This is a genomic window from Streptomyces sp. NPDC048211, from assembly GCF_043202315.1.
GTDB lineage: Bacteria > Actinomycetota > Actinomycetes > Streptomycetales > Streptomycetaceae > Streptomyces.
Genome location: NZ_JBIDAD010000004.1, coordinates 282,930 through 296,458 on the forward strand (window position 1 = coordinate 282,930; position 13,529 = coordinate 296,458).

General features: G+C 70.2%; 11 protein-coding genes. 10 read left to right on the forward strand and 1 reads right to left on the reverse strand.

Annotated elements, in window-relative coordinates; translation table 11 throughout:
* The first annotated feature begins 40 nt into the window (after nt 1-40).
* The 10 genes from ACGFZA_RS17570 to ACGFZA_RS17615 all read left to right on the forward strand — a co-directional run bounded on the left by ACGFZA_RS17570 (nt 41) and on the right by ACGFZA_RS17615 (nt 12,647).
* A complete protein-coding gene (locus tag ACGFZA_RS17570) occupies nt 41-901 on the forward strand; it encodes an amidohydrolase family protein (RefSeq protein ID WP_393680006.1) in 861 nt (286 codons plus the stop codon).
* 67 nt (nt 902-968) lie between these two features.
* The gene (locus ACGFZA_RS17575) at nt 969-1,661 is read left to right on the forward strand and encodes a GntR family transcriptional regulator (RefSeq protein WP_385283662.1); all 693 of its coding nucleotides are present in this window, start codon (nt 969-971) and stop codon (nt 1,659-1,661) included.
* Between the two features lie 26 nt (nt 1,662-1,687).
* On the forward strand, nt 1,688-3,277 hold the full coding sequence (locus tag ACGFZA_RS17580; protein ID WP_393680009.1) for a carboxylesterase/lipase family protein: 1,590 nt from the start codon (nt 1,688-1,690) through the stop codon (nt 3,275-3,277).
* Between the two features lie 14 nt (nt 3,278-3,291).
* Nucleotides 3,292-4,329 (forward strand): ABC transporter substrate-binding protein, encoded by a 1,038-nt coding sequence (locus ACGFZA_RS17585; protein ID WP_393680011.1) that lies wholly within the window; start codon nt 3,292-3,294, stop codon nt 4,327-4,329.
* Nucleotides 4,330-4,361: 32 nt separating this feature from the next.
* Entirely contained in the window at nt 4,362-5,228 is an 867-nt protein-coding gene (locus ACGFZA_RS17590; protein WP_385283669.1) for an ABC transporter permease, read from the forward strand.
* 38 nt (nt 5,229-5,266) lie between these two features.
* Entirely contained in the window at nt 5,267-6,493 is a 1,227-nt protein-coding gene (locus ACGFZA_RS17595; RefSeq protein WP_393680014.1) for a lactonase family protein, read from the forward strand.
* Nucleotides 6,494-6,651: 158 nt separating this feature from the next.
* Nucleotides 6,652-7,725, forward strand: coding sequence for an ABC transporter substrate-binding protein (locus ACGFZA_RS17600; RefSeq protein ID WP_393680016.1), 1,074 nt, complete (start codon nt 6,652-6,654; stop codon nt 7,723-7,725).
* Nucleotides 7,726-8,175: 450 nt separating this feature from the next.
* Nucleotides 8,176-10,074, forward strand: coding sequence for a hypothetical protein (locus ACGFZA_RS17605; RefSeq protein ID WP_393680018.1), 1,899 nt, complete (start codon nt 8,176-8,178; stop codon nt 10,072-10,074).
* A 346-nt stretch (nt 10,075-10,420) separates the two neighbouring features.
* On the forward strand, nt 10,421-11,248 hold the full coding sequence (locus tag ACGFZA_RS17610) for a glycoside hydrolase domain-containing protein (protein WP_385283681.1): 828 nt from the start codon (nt 10,421-10,423) through the stop codon (nt 11,246-11,248).
* Between the two features lie 106 nt (nt 11,249-11,354).
* A complete protein-coding gene (locus ACGFZA_RS17615; RefSeq protein ID WP_393680021.1) occupies nt 11,355-12,647 on the forward strand; it encodes an MFS transporter in 1,293 nt (430 codons plus the stop codon).
* 22 nt (nt 12,648-12,669) lie between these two features.
* Here the strand turns inward: ACGFZA_RS17615 and ACGFZA_RS17620 are convergent, their stop codons facing one another.
* Nucleotides 12,670-13,467, reverse strand: coding sequence for a VOC family protein (locus ACGFZA_RS17620; protein WP_385283687.1), 798 nt, complete (start codon nt 13,465-13,467; stop codon nt 12,670-12,672).
* Nucleotides 13,468-13,529: the final 62 nt, after the last annotated feature.

Consider the following 13,529-nt stretch of genomic DNA (forward strand, 5'->3'; position numbering starts at 1 on the left):
GGCCCGTACCGCACACACCGAAGACAAGGGAGCACCCGACGTGGATTTCGTCGACGCACACTGCCACATCATCTCCGAGGACCTGACCGCCTATCCCAAGGCCCCGATCGGCGGCAAGCAGTCGGAGTGGGCCGCGAGCCGCCCCGTGACCGCCGAGGGCATGGTCGCCCGCATGGACGAGAGCGGTATCGGCCAGGCCGTCCTGGTCCAGGCCACCACGAACTACGGCTACGACAACGCGTACGTCCTCGACAGCAGCCGGCGCCGGCCGGAGCGCTTCGTCGCCGTCGGCACCGTCGACCCGCTGCGCCCGGACGCCGCCGCCGGCCTCAGGGCCGCGGTCGGTGAGGGCGGCCTGTCCGGGGTCCGTCTGTTCACCAGCGGCAGCACCGTCCCCACGCAGGGCGAGTGGTTCATCGCCCCGGAGACGTTCCCCTTCTGGGAGGAGGCCGCGAAGCTGGACCTGCCGGTCTGCCTCCAGATGCGCCTCGGGCCCGCCACCAAGCAGCTGGTGGAGCTGCTGGAGCGGTTCCCGGGCGTGAAGGTGCTCCTAGACCACATCGGCTACCCCGACATAGCCTCCTCGCCGGCCCGCGCCGGCGCGGAGGTCGCGGAGCTCGGCGTGCACCAGGGCCTCCACCTCAAGCTCACCCACCGCAACCTCGAACGGCTTCAGGACGCCGGGGAGCGGGCGGGCGACTTCCTCGCCCCGGTCGTCGAGGCGTTCGGCGCCGGGCGGATCGCCTGGGGGTCGAACCTGCCGGCGGCCGAGCAGTCCCTGCCCGAGCTCCGCGCCCTCGCCGAGGAGATCCTGGCGGGGCTGCCGGAGCACGACCGCCGGGAGATCTTCGCGGGTACGGCCCGGCGCCTGTATCCGCTCCTGGGCGCACACGGGAGCTGACCTTCTATGCCGTCGGCTACTGTTCCCGCCTCAGTTCTCATTCTCACGGAAGACAAGGGTGGTCGAGGTGGAGAGCGAAAGCAGCGGTGCGGGGCAGCAGGCGAAGGCGTCCGGTACCCGCTACAGCCACGCCTACGAGGGGCTGCGCTCCCTGCTCCTGTCGGGGAGCATCGAGCCCGGCACGAGGCTGACCGAGGCGGACCTGACGCGCATGTTCGACGTGTCGCGGAGCACGGTGCGCAGCGCGCTGGTGCGGCTGACGCAGGAGGGCTACGTCACGGGCGAGGTCAATCGCGGGGTCCGCACCAGGAGCTTCTCCATCGAGGAGGCGGCGGACATCCTGGAGGCCCGGGAGATCCTGGAGGCCGCGCTGGCCGGCAAGGCGGCGGAGCGGGCCACGGCCGAAGAGGTCGAGAAGCTGCGCAGCACGCTCCAGGAGATGGAGGAGTCGCAGTCCCGCGGCGACGGGGACGCGTACTCGCGTGGCAACCGGAGCTTCCACCAGCAGATCAAGCACGCCTCGCACCAGACGACCCTGGCCCGTGCCTACGACACGCTGCTCTACCCGCTGGTGATGCGGCAGTACCGGAACCTGTCCGCGCAGCACCCGAGGACCGGGTCGCTCGAAGAGCACCAGGCCATCTTCCTCGCCATCGTCACGCGCAACCCCGACGCGGCGAACGCGGCGATGCGCCACCACGTCGGCTCCGCCCGCAGGGCGTTGCTGCTCGACAAGTCCCCACAGCCGCTCATCAGCTGACGAGCGGGTGGGGCGGAAAGGACCGAATGGGCCGCCCCACCGCGGACACCGAAGCGGGACCCGTCGAAGGCATCCTGTGCCGGGACGAGACCGTCAGCGTCTTCCGAGGCATCCCCTACGCCGCCCCGCCCGTCGGCGGCCTGCGCTTCCGGCCCCCGCGGCCTCCCGTGCGCTGGGAGGGGACCCGGCAGGCGGACCGTTTCGGTCCCATGTGCCCACAGGCACCGACCGAGGCGGCCGCGACCGGCGTCGACGTGCCCCTGAGCGAGGACTGCCTGAACCTGAACATCTGGACAGGTTCGGACCACCGCGCGGAGCGGCGCCCGGTCCTCGTCTGGATCTACGGGGGCGGATTCCGCGAAGGTACCGGGGCGAACCCCCGCTACGACGGCGAGAACCTGGCCCGTGACGGCCTCGTCGTCGTCACCTTCAACTACCGCCTGGGCGCCTTCGGCTTTCTGGCCACCCCCGAGCTGAGCGCCGAGTCGGCACACGGGTCCTCGGGAAACTACGGACTGCTCGACTGCGTCGCCGTCCTGCGCTGGGTGCGCGACAACATCGCGCACTTCGGCGGCGACCCGCACCGCGTCACCATCGCGGGCCAGTCCGCAGGCGCCGGCATGGTCAACTTCCTGGCCATGTCCCCGCTCGCCGAGGGGCTGTTCCACCGTGCCATCGCGCAGAGCCACGCGCGGCACGCACGCGACCCCGAACTCCGCTATCTGTCCACCTCCTACCGCATGCCGGCGGACGCCGAGAGCGCCGGCGACCGCTACGCCCGCACCCATGGTGCGAGCACGCTGCACGGACTACGCTCCCTGCACTGGCGGAAACTGATCGACGGCCGCCACCCGGTCGACGCGAGCGTCGACACCGGCAGTCTGACCTCACCTCCCCTTTTCCGTCCCGTGCTGGACGGCTGGGCGCTGCCCGCCGGCTACGACGAGACGTACGCCAAGGGCCTGCAGAACGACGTCGACTACCTCACCGGGAACAACCTCGACGAGAGCGGGGCGGTACCGGAGTCGATGGTGGCCGCCCTGCGCAGCGGGCGCCGGACCGTACGGCCGGGCTCGCCCGCGGTCAACGTGACTCTCGAACACCATGTCGCCGCGGCCCGCAGGAAGTTCGGGGACCTCGCCGACGAGTTCCTGCGGCTGTACCCGGCCGCCACGGACGACGAGGCGGCCCGCGCCAGCAGCCGTGCGGCCCGCGACAACTCCCGTATCTCGACCTGCCTGTGGGGTACGGAATGGACCCGTCACGCCACCGGCAATCTGCACACCTACTTCTGGACCCACCGAACCCCGGCACGGGACGGCGGCCCGCGACGGGCCGACCACGGTTCGGAGATCGACTACGTCTTCCGCAACCCCGTGGGAGGCACCGGTGCGTGGACCGAGGAGGACCGCAGGATCGCGCGGACCGTCTCCGCGTACTGGACCAACTTCGTCTCCACCGGTGACCCCAACGGCAGTGACCTGCCGCACTGGCCCCCCTTCTCGGGCGCCGACACCGTCATGGAGATCGGCGCGGACTTCCGGACGATTCCCGTCTCCGATCCGGCCCGCACCGACTTCTGGATCCGCTTCTTCCGTACTCAGCAAGCCTGGTGAACAAAGGAGTTCCCATGAACTACCGCATGAACCGTACGCACCTGGCACTGACCGTCTCCGTGATGTGCGGTGCCGCGTGTCTCACCGCCTGTGGCGGCGACGGCGCGTCATCGGTCGGCTCCGACGGCAAGACCACCGTCTCGGTGGGCGTGAGCGGCAACGTCTTCGACATGTCCATTCGCCTGGCGGATGAGAACGGCTACTTCGACAAGCAGAACATCAAGATCAAGTACGTGACGCTGACAGCCTCCACCGGCACCGCGGCGCTCCAGTCGAACTCGGTGCAGTTCCTCAACTCCAGCCCGACCAGCTACCTGGCCGGCCTCTCCAAGGGGCTTCCGGAGCTCTCGGTCGCCACGAACGGCGGAGGCAACCCGCTGGGGATCGTCGTCAGCACCGCTTTCGCGAAGAAGCACAGCCTGACCGCCGACACCCCGGCAGCCGAGGTGGCCGAGGCGCTGGCCGACTCGACCGCCGGAGCCAGCTCCGCCAACACCAAGGCCGAGGCCGGCATCTTCCTCAAGGCTCACGGGGTCGACCCCACGAAGCTGAAGTGGGTCTCGCTGCCGAGCCCGGCCGCGGACAAGGCCGCCCTCACCAAGGGCGAGGTCGACTGGTTCATCACCTCCGAGCCGATCCCCCTGCAGGTCCAGCACGAGGGTGACGGCATCGTCGTGGCCGACCCCACCAAGGTCCCCGAGTGGGCCTACGAACAGGCCGGATACGGCCAGGTCGTCGTCGTCAAGAAGGACTACGCCAAGAACAACTCCGCCACGGTCAAGGGGTTCGCCACCGCCGTACAGCAGGCCACCACCTACCTCGACACCCATGAGGCGGACGACAAGGCCGTGCTGGCCGCGGCGCGCGAAAGTCTGCCGGGCGTGCCCGACGACGTGCTGAGCGAAGCCGTCTCCCAGGTGGACTGGCCCGAGACCGCCCGGATGGACGCCGCCGGGTGGAAGAAGACCGTCGCCTTCGTGAAGGACGGCATAGGCGCGGTGCCGGACGCGAGTGTGTCCTCGGACAACTGGACCAACACGTACCTGCCGTGACAGGGCCGAACCGAAAAGGAAAGGAGCGGACCATGGCAACCGTCACCGACAAAGCCGTGACCGAGGCCGAGCCCGAAACCGCGGGACGGCCCGTCAGGAAAGCTCGAGCGGGCCGGCAGAGCGCGGGCACGGTCATCGCGCTGCGCATCCTGGTGATCGCGGCTGCTCTCGTCCTGTGGCAGGTGATGAGCGGTCCTGTCGTACCCGAGTACGCGGTCAGCAAGCCCACCGACGTGTTCGACTCGCTCACCTCGATGCTCGGCTCCGCCTCCGGGTGGACCAACATCAAGGTGACCACCATCGAGGTGCTGGCCGGCTTCGGTCTCGGCGTCGCCACCGGAACGGTGATGGGGCTGGTCCTGGGCTCCTTCCCGCTCCTGGGGAAGGTGCTCGAACCACTCGTGGCAGCCGTCAACGGCATCCCGAAGATCGCACTGGCCCCGCTGTTCCTGCTGTTCTTCGGCATCGGACAGTGGTCGAAGATCACCATCGCCATGACCGGTGTGGCCTTCGTCGTCTTCTACAACATCTATCTGGGACTGCGGCTGCGGGAGCGCGAGCTCGTCGAGGTCGTCCAGGTGATGGGCGGACGCAAACACCACGTCCTGGGCTATGTGACGATCCCGACGCTCGCGGCCCCGTTCTTCGCCGCCCTCAAGACCGGTGGCCCCCTGGCCATCCTCGGCGTCATCGGCGGAGAGTTCATCGCCTCCTCCGAGGGCGTGGGGCACGAGCTGTTCACCGCCGCGCAGAACCTGGACGCGGCCTCCGAGTTCGCCGGCCTGATCGTCCTGGTCGTGCTGACCCTGTCCCTCAACGGCGTACTCAGCGCACTCGACACCTACGCCCTCAAGCGGCTCGGCCTCGCGGCCCGCCGCCGGCCTCAGCCCAAGAAGTGAATTCCACCCGCCCCGTCAGGAGAAAGGCCGGCCCCTCGATGAACGAATCCCCGCACGCCGCCCCGGATGACGCGTCGCCCTCACCCGGGAGGCCCTCCCGCAGGACGGTGCTGGCAGCCCTCACCGCGTCGACCGCGGCAGCGCTGCCCCTGCTCTCCGCCACGTCGGCCGGCGCCGACCCGAATCGGTCCGCCGACCTCCTCTACGTCGGCACCTGGGGTCAGAACCAGGTGCACGCCATACGGTTCGACCCCGCACACGGGACCATGACACCCCTCGGGCCCGTGGCCGAGGTCAGCTCGAACTGGGTCGCGGTGCACCCGACCCGCCCGGTCCTCTATGTCGCGGCCGGCGAGCAGGGCGGCGCCATCCGCGTCTTCCGTATCGACGGCGCGTCCGGAGCCCTCCGGCAGACCGGTGAGGTCCGGGCTCAGGAAGCCCCGGGCGTCCAGGGCGGGCTGTCGTACATCGGGCTGAGCGAGGACGCGGCCACCCTGCTGGTCGCCGACTTCTCGGCGGGATCGGCGGCGACCCTGCCGGTCGACGCACACGGGGGACTCGGAGCGGTTGCCTCCCGAGTGCACGACACGGGGTCCGGCCCCAGCCCCCGCCAGGCCGGACCGCACCCGCACCACGTCGTCATCGCCCCGGGCGGGAGGTTCGCGCTGGTCGCGGACTTCGGAGCCGACCGGGTGTTCGTCTACGACTACGACCGCAAGACCCAGCGGATGTCCGCCGGGACCCCCGACGGTCCCGGCCCGTACGCGACGGCGCCGGGGTCGGGACCCCGGCGCCTGGCCTTCCATCCGGACGGCCGGACGGTCTACCTGCTGAACGAACTGACCGCGGACATCGAGGTCCTGAGGTGGGACGGGAGCAGGGGCACCCTGACGTCCCGCCAGGTCCTCACGACGAACGCACCGGGCCACACGGGCACGACCAGCGCAGCCGAACTGGCCGTCAGCCGGGACGGCCGCCACGTCTACACCTCCAACCGCGGAGACAACGCCCTGGTCGTCCTCTCGGCCGACCCGGGCACCGGCCTGCTCACCGAGGCGCAGCGCCTGCCCTGCGGCGGCGTCACACCGTGGAGCTTCTCCCTGCACCCCGACGGGCGGTGGCTGTTCGTCGCCAACGAGGTCAGCGGCACGGTCAGCCTCTTCCGCGTGGACCCGCGATCCGGGCGCCTCACGGACACCGGCACCTCCGTCGCGGTCCCCAACCCGGACTGCATCGGCATCCACTCCTCGCACGGCCGCTTCTGATCAACGGCGTCGCCGGGCCCGGCCGGTCACCGGCCGCCGGGCCCGGCAACTTCGCGCGCCCTTTCGCGGGACACCGGCAGCCGGAGCACGGCGAGTCCACCGACGTGCGTGCCGTCTTCCCGGGCGGGGCCACTACCTCTCAGGACAGGCGATGGGACATGACCATGAAGCTTCACCGCAGATGCCCCCGGTCCTCCGCGGGCGCCCTGTTATCGGTGATCGCCGGCGGCCGGGCGGTCGTGCTCGCGACGGTGATGGTGACCGGTTCCGCTCTGCTGACGGCGTGCGGGGGATCCGGGGCGGACGGGCCGGACGCGGTGATCACCGTCGGCGTCGCAGGCAACGTCTTCGACGTGCCCCTCCGAGTGGCGGACGCGGAAGGATACTTCGGCAAGCGCGGGATGAAGGTCGACTTCGTCGAGGTCACGGCCGCCACGGGTATGCCCGCCCTGGAATCGGGATCCCTGCAGTTCCTCAACTCCAGCCCCACGAACTTTCTGGGGGGCTTGGCGAGGGGCCTTCCGGTGGTCGCGGTCGGCGTGGACGGGCTCGGGAATCCGCTCGGCCTGGTCGTGGGCGACGAGTTCGCCGAGCGGCACGGCCTGACCGCCGGGTCCCCGCTGGACGAGGTGGCCGAGGAGCTGAGGGGCTCGACCGGTGGCTACAGCTCGGCCAACACCAAGGCCGAGGCGGGGATCTTCCTCAAGGCCTGGGAAGTCGGCCCCGAGGAGGTCCGGTGGGTGTCGCTGCCCAGCCCCAGCGCGGACGAGGCGGCGCTCGACAACGGCCGGATCGACTGGTTCCTCACCTCGGAACCGCTCCCGCTGCAGATCCAGCACTCCGGGGGCGGTGTCGTGGTGGCCGACTCGGGAAAGGTCGTCGAGTGGTCCAGCGGTTACGCCGGCTACGGGCAGGTCGTAGTGGCGGACAAGAGCTACGCCGGTCAACACGCCTCCACAGTACGGAGGTTCATGGCCGCGGTGCAGGACGGAGCGGGCTATCTGGCGGCGCACATGGATGACCCTTCCGTCGTCGCGGTGGCAGGCAAGGCCCTGCCCGGCGTCCCCGCCCCGGTGGTGCGGGCGAGTATCGAGGAAGCCGAGTACCCCATCTTCGCGGACATGAGTGCGCATGACTGGCGGGTGACTCTTCGCTTCGTCGACGACCTGGGCGGTCTTCCCGAGGGTGCCGGAATCACGGCGGACGGCTGGACCAACACGTACCTGCGATGACGCGGCGCGGTGCGCACCGGTGTGCCGGACCGCGCCGGAGCCTCGACGGGGGCAGCGCCCGCAGCCCGGGGTCTCCCCTCCCGTGCTCGCGGACGGCACGCGACGAGTCGCTGGTCGCTGGCGTTCCATTGATGCCCCAGCTCGACATAATTGTCAGACAAAAAATGCGAGCCCTTCATGCATCCTCGCGATGCGGACCTCGTTTTCTGTGCAATCTCTTGCTGAGGCGATTTCCGTGGTGTTACGGTCGCGCCCAGCTTGTTCGACAATCCGTGTGACGGACGCGTGTCGCCAACGAACCGGGCCAACCCTCGGGCGTGTCTCGGCCGTGGCCGTGAGAACCCCCGCAGAGCCCTCCGGCAGCCCGACGATCACGTCGAGCGAGGCGATGTCCCCCGGAGCCGTACGTCCTCCGCCATCGAAAGGACCCAGACAGTGATGTCTTCCGACATGAAGCGTCGAGCGTTCCTCACCGCCGGTGCCGCAGTCGCCGGTGCCGCGTTCCTGCCCCGGCCCTTCGCGGTGGCCGCGGCCGCCTCCGGCAAGAAGGGCGTGATGCTGATGAACCGCATCGGGCCGTCCTCGTCGACCCTGTACATGGCCGACGCCGACGGTTCCAACGAGCGCATGCTGCTGGCCGGCGGGGCGTACGACCGGCACGCCGCCTTCTCGGCCGACGGCAAGAAGGTGTTCTTCACCTCGGAGCGGACCGGGGACGGCAACTCCTGTATCTACTGGGCCAGTCTCAACGGATCGGGCCAAGGCGTGGGCGTCCAGGCCCTGGTGACCGGGCCGGCCATGGACGACGCCGCGGCTCTGTCGCCGGACGGCAACACCCTCGCCTTCGCCTCCACGCGCTCGGCGGACCACCTCTCGCAGATCTGGCTGCTCGACCTGCGGACCAAGAAGCTGACCAACCTGACCGGCACGGCGGCCCTGGCCGGCGATCCCGCGAGCCCCGACGGGCATTTCCGTCCGTCCTGGTCGCCCGACGGCACCTGGATCGCCTTCTCCAGCGACCGCAACACGACCTGGCGCGGGCACAACGACGGCAAGGGCTGGGAACACACCCAGGAACTGAGCATCTACGCCATCAAGCGGGACGGCACCGGGTTCCGCCAGGTGGCCACCAAGCCGGGCTACTGCCTGGGTTCGCCGAAGTGGTCGCCGGACGGCACCAGGATCGTCTACTACGAGATCACCACCGAGGGCACCTGGGGAGCGCACCGCCCGGAAGCCATCGGAATCGTCGAGTCACAGATCGTCTCGGTCGATGCCGCGACCGGCACCGACCGCGTGGAACACACCTCGGGCCCCCACCTGAAGGTGGCCCCCCAGTACGTCAACGCCACCGAGATCGGCTATCTCGTCAAGGGCGGACCCGACGAGGGTCTGGCCTACGCCTCGGGCACGCTGCCGTCCGTCAAGCGGGCGCTGCGCTCGCCGGTCTGGTCGCCGGACGGGCAGTCGGTGATCTACGAGAAGGTCGGCTTCACCACGCGCGCCCTCGACGCGCCCCTCTACAGCTGGGACGCGGACTGGGACTACCGGTTCTGTGACGTGTTCCCCGTCATCTCGTCGCAGGGCAGGCTCGCGCTCACGGAGAAGCAGACCGGTCCCGGCAAGTCCTCGATCGTGACCATGAACCCGGACGGCTCGGACGTCGAGGTCGCCTTCGACACCGCGAACAGCGGACTCGACCCGGTCATGGTCGCCAAGGGGCTGGCCGGCGCCTTCCGCCCGTCCTGGTCCCCGGACGGCCGGTGGATCGCGTTCGGTCTGGGCGGATGGTTCCAGGAGCGCGCGGAGACCACGGCCACGGTGATGAGGGTGCGCAGCGACGGATCGGCGCTGGAAGCGCTCACGGACAGTACGACGAACGCGGGCTTCCCCAGCTACTCGGCCGACGGCAACCGGGTCGTGTACCGGGTATGGGGTGAGGAGAACGGCCTGCGCGTCCTCGATCTCTCCACCGGAGCGACGACCGTCCTGACCACCGAGTCCGACAACCTGCCGGACTGGTCCCCGGACGGCAAGCTGATCCTCTTCACCCGCAGGACGAGTACGACCAACTTCGACGTGTGCACCATCCGCCCCGACGGGACCGGCCTGAAGGTCCTGACCGGCACCGGCGCGAACGACGGCCACGCGGTCTGGAACCACGACGGATGCATTCTGTACAGCAGCGGCATGTACGGCTTCCGGGAGGAGGCCGCGCTCTACGACAACACCTTCCAGCCCTACGGCCAGATCTTCAGCATGAAGGCCGACGGTTCCGGCAGGAAGATGCTGACCGACAGCCAGTGGGAGGACTCCATGCCGCTCTACCTCCCGCAGGAGGTTCTCTGACGGTGACCCGCGGACGCCCCGGCGTGCAGGCGTTTCGCATGCCGGGAACGTCCCGCACCCGGGTGCCACGGACCGGTGGATCCTCGTCCCACGCGCGACCCGGACGCGGGGCCGGCCGACGCGGGCGAGCGGCGAGCGGCGGTGCTCGGGTCCGTTGCGGGCACGTCAAGCGCGTCGGCTAGGGTGCGATGCGCTGCGGACTTCCGGAGCACGGATGCCGCGCGACCGAGTGCGCGCGTGCCGCACCACGATCGAGGAGCACGACGGGCCCTGCCACAGGATCCCGTCGGCCGCCGTCGGTGGTTGCGTCGGATGCGGCCGCGAGCCGCATTGAATGGGGTGGGGAATGTCCAGACATCGGCTGTCCAGAAAAGGCCGCTACATCGCGTGGGCGACAGCGGGGGCCGTCGTCGTCGCAGGTGCCGGGATCGCGGCACAGACGTCCATGGCGGCTACCGCGTGGCCGGCCCAGAAGACCTACACCGGCCGGGCTTTCGACGCCTGCACCGCGCCCTCGCTCAGCGCGATGAAGGCGTGGCACACGGGGTACTACGGCGCCGCCGCCGTCTACATCGGCGGAAAGAACCGCGGCTGCGCCCAGCCCAACCTGACCAAGTCCTGGGTGAAGTCGGTCAGCGCCACCGGATGGAAGCTCATCCCGCTCTACGTCGGCGCGCAGCCGCCGTGCCAGAAGAGCGCGAACCGCGAGAGGTTCACCGCCTCCACGGCCTCCTCCGTCGGCGCGAGCAACGCCAAGGACGCGATCGCCAAGGCATCCGCACTCGGGATGAAGGCCGGCAGCCCCGTCTACCTGGACATGGAGCCGTACAGCATCACCGACACGGCGTGCAACAACGCCGTCCTGACGTACGTGCGGTCCTTCACCAGGACTCTGCGCAACGCCACTTACCGCGGCGGCTTCTACGGCTTCAGCAGTTCCAGCGCCAAGGCCATCGCCACCGCCACGAACAAGACGGACCTGCCGGGCAACCTCTGGTACGCGCTGTGGGACAAGAAGAACACGACGACCACGGACTGGCCGTGGAAGCCGGCCCAGTTCACCGACCACAGCCGCGGCCACCAGTACATGGTCAACAGCAAGGAGACCCGCGGCGGCTACACCATCACCGTCGACCGCGACGCATGGGACGCCCCGGTCGCGATCATCGGCTGAGGGTCCGGCCGGCCTCCGGCTCCGCGCGCGGAGGCCGGGCCGGGGCCCCTGCCGTGAGGCCGCCGGGCCCGGTCCGCCCCCTCGGGGCCGGTCGTTACCATGCTCCGTGACCGAATCCCTGACCGAACCGACGGACGCGGCCGATGCGACGGCTTCGAAATCCCGGATATTCGCCGACCTGACCCCGCTGCGGACCTCCCCCGACTACCGGCGGCTCTGGTTCGGGAACACGGTCTCCTGGATCGGCCAGGGCATGACGGCGCTCGCCGTGTCGCTCCAGGTGTACGACCTCACCGGCTCCGCCTTCTCCGTCGGGCTCATCGGGTTCTGCTCGCTCGTGCCGCTGGCCGTCTTCGGGCTGTACGGCGGAGCCGTCGCCGACACCGTCGACCGGCGCAAGCTGGGACTGGCCAGCGCCTTCGGGTCGTTCCTGCTCTCGGCGGCGCTCGTGGCGGTGACCGTGGCCGGGGTCGAGCAGGTGGGGCTGCTGTACGGGATCGTCGCGCTCCAGGCCGTCTGCTTCGCGCTCAACTCACCCGCCCGCAGCTCGATGATCGCCCGGCTGCTGCCGGCCGAGCAGTTGCCCGCGGCGAACGCGCTGTCCTCGATGACCAGCACCACGGGCGCCCTCGTCGGACCGATGCTCGGCGGGCTCATCGTCGGCTGGTGGGGGTACCGTGCCGCGTACGGCGTCGACGCGATCACGTTCACGGCCTCGCTGTACGCGATGTGGCGGCTGCCCTCGATGCTGCCGGACCGGGGCGCAGGGAAGGCCGCGGACACGAAACGCGCCTCCGTCGTGGACGGGCTGCGGTTCCTCGGGAGCCGGCCCAATCTGCGGATGACCTTCTTCACCGACATGTGCGCCATGGTGCTCGCCCAGCCGCGCGCGCTCTTCCCCGTCGTCGCCGGGCTCTGGTACGGGGGTGACGCGAAGACCACCGGACTGCTGGTCGCCGCCCCGGCCCTGGGGGCGTTGCTGGGCGGGGTGTTCTCCGGCTGGCTCGGGCGGATCCGGCGCCAGGGCCTCACCGTCATGTTCGCCGTCGCGGGCTGGGGGACCGCCATCGCCGTGTTCGGGCTGACCCGTCAGCTCTGGCTCGGGCTGCTCTTCCTGGCCCTCGCGGGGGCCGCCGACACCACGTCCATGGTCTTCCGCAACACCATGCTCCAGGCCGCCGTCCCCGACGACATGCGGGGCCGGCTCCAGGGCGTGTTCATCGTCGTGGTGGCGGGCGGACCGCGACTCGGCGACTTCCTGGCCGGGTCCGTCGCCGACCTGACGTCCCCGGGCCTCGCCGTGACCGGCGGCGGGATCGCGTGTGTGGTCGCGGTGGCGCTGCTGGCACTGCGGTGGCCCGGGTTCGCGCGCTACGACGCGAGCGCACCCGAGGCCTGATCCGACGGGTCCGCACGACCGGTCAGGACACCTTCTCGATCGTGGGCATGTCGCCCCCGGTCGTCGTGCCGTCGATCAGCGAGAACATGGCGCCCTGCGGATCGGTCAGCGCGGCGAACCGGCCGAACGGCATCGTCATCGGGCCGAACCGGATCTCCGCCCCGAGCGACTTCGCCTTCTCCACCGCGGCGTCGCAGTCCGCGACCGTGAAGTACACGTTCAGATGCGGCGGCATCCCGGACGGGAAGTCGTCCGTCATCTTCATCCGGCCCAGGACGGGGTCCGAGCCCAGGTCGTACAGCGTGAAGTCGACCGCGTCGTCGACCATGCGCTTCACTCCGTACCCGAAGACCGCCGGGAAGAAGGCGTCCGCCTTCTCCGGCTCCCGGGTGAAGATCTCGGCCCAGGCGTAGGCGCCCGGCACCGTCCGTGCCTCGAAGCCCTCGTGGGAGCCCGCCTGCCACACTCCGAAGGCCGCCCCGCCCGGGTCGCTCGCCAGCACCATCGTGCCGAACTCACCGACCTGCATCGGCTCGACCACGACCGTGCCGCCGTTCTCGCGGACCTTGGCGGCGGTGGCCGCCGCGTCCGGCGACGCCAGGTACAGACACCAGGTGGCGGGCTCGTCGTGGCCCGGCCTGCGCGGCATCACGGCGGCGACCGCCTTGCCGTCCACGTGGGCCTGCGTGTAGTTGCCGTACTCGGACTGCGTTTCGCCGTACGTCCAGCCCAGCACCTCACCGTAGAAGCGCTTCGCCCCTTCGAGGTCGCCGAACGTCCCGTCGGCCCAGCAGGGTGTGCCCTTCGGCTCTGCGGCCATGACCGGTCATCTCCTCAGGTGTGAATGGCCCCCGTGACACGCTAACCACCTCTCGCCCCTCC

Excerpts from the sequence above, each read along its gene's own strand:
- ACGFZA_RS17600 (WP_393680016.1), top strand. The coding sequence starts at position 6,652 with ATGACCATGAAGCTTCACCGCAGATGCCCCCGGTCCTCCGCGGGCGCC.
- ACGFZA_RS17620 (WP_385283687.1), bottom strand. The coding sequence starts at position 13,467 with ATGGCCGCAGAGCCGAAGGGCACACCCTGCTGGGCCGACGGGACGTTC.
- ACGFZA_RS17605 (WP_393680018.1), top strand. The coding sequence starts at position 8,176 with ATGAAGCGTCGAGCGTTCCTCACCGCCGGTGCCGCAGTCGCCGGTGCC.
- ACGFZA_RS17610 (WP_385283681.1), top strand. The coding sequence starts at position 10,421 with ATGTCCAGACATCGGCTGTCCAGAAAAGGCCGCTACATCGCGTGGGCG.
- ACGFZA_RS17590 (WP_385283669.1), top strand. The coding sequence starts at position 4,362 with ATGGCAACCGTCACCGACAAAGCCGTGACCGAGGCCGAGCCCGAAACC.
- ACGFZA_RS17585 (WP_393680011.1), top strand. The coding sequence starts at position 3,292 with ATGAACTACCGCATGAACCGTACGCACCTGGCACTGACCGTCTCCGTG.
- ACGFZA_RS17595 (WP_393680014.1), top strand. The coding sequence starts at position 5,267 with ATGAACGAATCCCCGCACGCCGCCCCGGATGACGCGTCGCCCTCACCC.
- ACGFZA_RS17580 (WP_393680009.1), top strand. The coding sequence starts at position 1,688 with ATGGGCCGCCCCACCGCGGACACCGAAGCGGGACCCGTCGAAGGCATC.